Origin of the sequence: Mesorhizobium sp. M1A.F.Ca.ET.072.01.1.1 (assembly GCF_004023325.1) — a bacterium.
Classification (GTDB): domain Bacteria; phylum Pseudomonadota; class Alphaproteobacteria; order Rhizobiales; family Rhizobiaceae; genus Mesorhizobium.
Genome location: NZ_RZSF01000575.1, coordinates 1 through 2,294, shown reverse-complemented (window position 1 = coordinate 2,294; position 2,294 = coordinate 1). Strand labels below are relative to the sequence as shown.

General features: G+C 61.4%; 3 protein-coding genes. All 3 read left to right on the top strand.

Annotated features, from left to right (window positions below; genetic code table 11):
• A partial coding sequence (locus tag EOA32_RS36460; protein ID WP_128374248.1) for an ABC transporter permease subunit occupies nt 1-366 on the top strand: 366 nt, incomplete at its 5' end.
• 15 nt (nt 367-381) lie between these two features.
• Complete coding sequence (locus EOA32_RS36455; protein ID WP_066997155.1) at nt 382-1,185, top strand: amino acid ABC transporter ATP-binding protein; 804 nt, start codon at nt 382-384, stop codon at nt 1,183-1,185.
• A gap of 259 nt (nt 1,186-1,444) precedes the next feature.
• Nucleotides 1,445-2,113, top strand: coding sequence for a TIGR02117 family protein (locus EOA32_RS36450; protein WP_095832539.1), 669 nt, complete (start codon nt 1,445-1,447; stop codon nt 2,111-2,113).
• Nucleotides 2,114-2,294 lie beyond the last annotated feature (181 nt).

Sequence of the window (2,294 nt, the reverse complement as noted above, 5' to 3'; positions counted from 1 at the left end):
GAAGTGGTGCGCGGCGGCCTCCAGGCGATCCCGAAGGGCCAGTATGAGGGCGCCGATTCGCTCGGCCTCGGCTATTGGCAGAAGATGGGCTTGATCGTGCTGCCGCAGGCGCTGAAGCTGGTCATTCCCGGCATCGTCAACACCTTCATCGGCATGTTCAAGGATACCAGCCTGGTGCTCATCATCTCGATGTTCGACCTGCTCGGCGTGGTGAAGCAGAATTTCTCCGATCCCAACTGGGCGACGCCGCAGACCCCGAAGTCCGGCCTGATCTTCGCCGCCTTCGTGTTCTGGCTGTTCTGCTTCGGCATGTCGCGCTATTCAATGTACACCGAGCGCCGGCTGGACACCGGCTACAAACGATAAAAAGGGGAATTGGCCATGGCCACCGAAAACGCCGTCAGCGCGGAAGACCTCAAGGTCGACGCCAAGAAGATGCACATCTCGACGACAGATGTCGCCATCGACATCGTCGGCATGCACAAATGGTATGGCGAGTTCCATGTGCTGAAGGACATCAACCTCAAGGTGATGCGTGGCGAGCGCATCGTCATCTGCGGTCCGTCCGGCTCCGGCAAGTCGACCATGATCCGCTGCATCAACCGCCTGGAAGAGCACCAGAAGGGCAAGATCATCGTCGACGGCAAGGAACTCACCAACGATCTGAAGAAGATCGACGAGGTGCGCCGCGAGGTCGGCATGGTGTTCCAGCACTTCAATCTGTTCCCGCATCTGACAATCCTGGAGAACTGCACGCTGGCGCCGATCTGGGTGCGCAAGACGCCGAAGAAGCAGGCCGAGGAAATCGCCATGCATTTCCTGAAGCGCGTCAAGATCCCGGAGCAGGCCAACAAATATCCTGGACAGCTCTCCGGCGGCCAGCAGCAGCGCGTGGCGATCGCCCGCTCGCTCTGCATGAACCCGCGCATCATGCTGTTCGACGAGCCGACCTCGGCGCTCGACCCGGAAATGATCAAGGAAGTGCTGGAGACGATGGTTGGCCTTGCCGAAGAAGGCATGACCATGCTGTGCGTCACCCACGAGATGGGCTTTGCCCGCAAGGTCGCCAACCGGGTGATCTTCATGGATCAGGGCCAGATCGTCGAGCAGAACACGCCGGCCGAGTTCTTCGATAATCCGCGCCATGAGCGCACGAAACTGTTCCTGTCGCAGATCCTGCACTGAAGCGGCGGCCGGTAACAGGGTGCTCGAAGCGCCTCTCCGCTTCGTCATTCTAGGGCGGAGCAAGGAGCGAAGCGACGCGGCGCAGACCCTAGAATCCATGCCGTGACATCGGGGCTTCGCTGCGGTTCAGAATTCTGCGCCGTTGCGCCCTACGGCAAAGGTCACGGCATGGATCCTCGGGTCAAGCCCGAGGATGACGAAGTCACGAACGGCTTCGGCCAGTCTCGCGGCGGCAAATGCGACGGACCTACCGCGCCTGATGCGAAAATTCCTGCGATACCTTGCGACATTAGTGGCGGCGGCGCCTCTAGCCGCGGCGATCGGAACATTGGTGCCGCACCCGCTCTGGCCGGCAGCGAGAGCCGCAGGCGAGAGCACCCGGCACATACTGGTTCTGAAGAACGCGATCCATACCGACATTGCGATACCGCTGGATGATGATGTACGCCGGCGCTTCCGTTTTCTCGTCGAGGCCGGCCAGCCTGCCGATGCGCCGGCCGCGCGCTATTTCGTCTTCGGCTGGGGCGGCCGCGCCTTCTATCTGGAGACGCCAAACTGGTCCGAACTGAAGGCCGCGCCTGTCTTGAAGGCGCTGACGCTCGATGCCTCGGTCATGCATGTCGACGTCGCCGGCGCAATTGAAGAGCCGCATCCCAATGTCGCCGGCTTCGACATCGACGAGGCGCATTTCTCCGCGCTGCTTGATTACATTCAGGCGAGTTTCCAACAGGGGTCGAACGGGCCGATGGGTATCGACAATGCTGGCTATTCCAGCTTCGATCGCTTCTACGAGGCCAATGGCAATTTCAACGCGCTGATCGGCTGCAACACCTGGACGGCGGCGGCACTGCGCACCGCCGGCTTGCGCACCGGCTGGTGGAATCCGTTGCCGGTGTCGCTAGGGTGGTCGTTGAGGTTGTATGATTGAGGTGGCGCTCCGCGAATTGGCAAGTATCGCGTTCCTTCGCGCCCCCCTCTGTCCTGCCGGACATCTCCCCCACGAGGGGGGAGATTGGCAGTTGGAGCGCCGGCTCTTATCCTGCAACGTTGACCATTGGCGAAGGCAGCGGTGACAGCTGATCTCGCCCCAAGTGGGGGAGATGTCCGGC

Excerpts from the sequence above, each read along its gene's own strand:
- EOA32_RS36455 (WP_066997155.1), top strand. The coding sequence starts at position 382 with ATGGCCACCGAAAACGCCGTCAGCGCGGAAGACCTCAAGGTCGACGCC.
- EOA32_RS36450 (WP_095832539.1), top strand. The coding sequence starts at position 1,445 with ATGCGAAAATTCCTGCGATACCTTGCGACATTAGTGGCGGCGGCGCCT.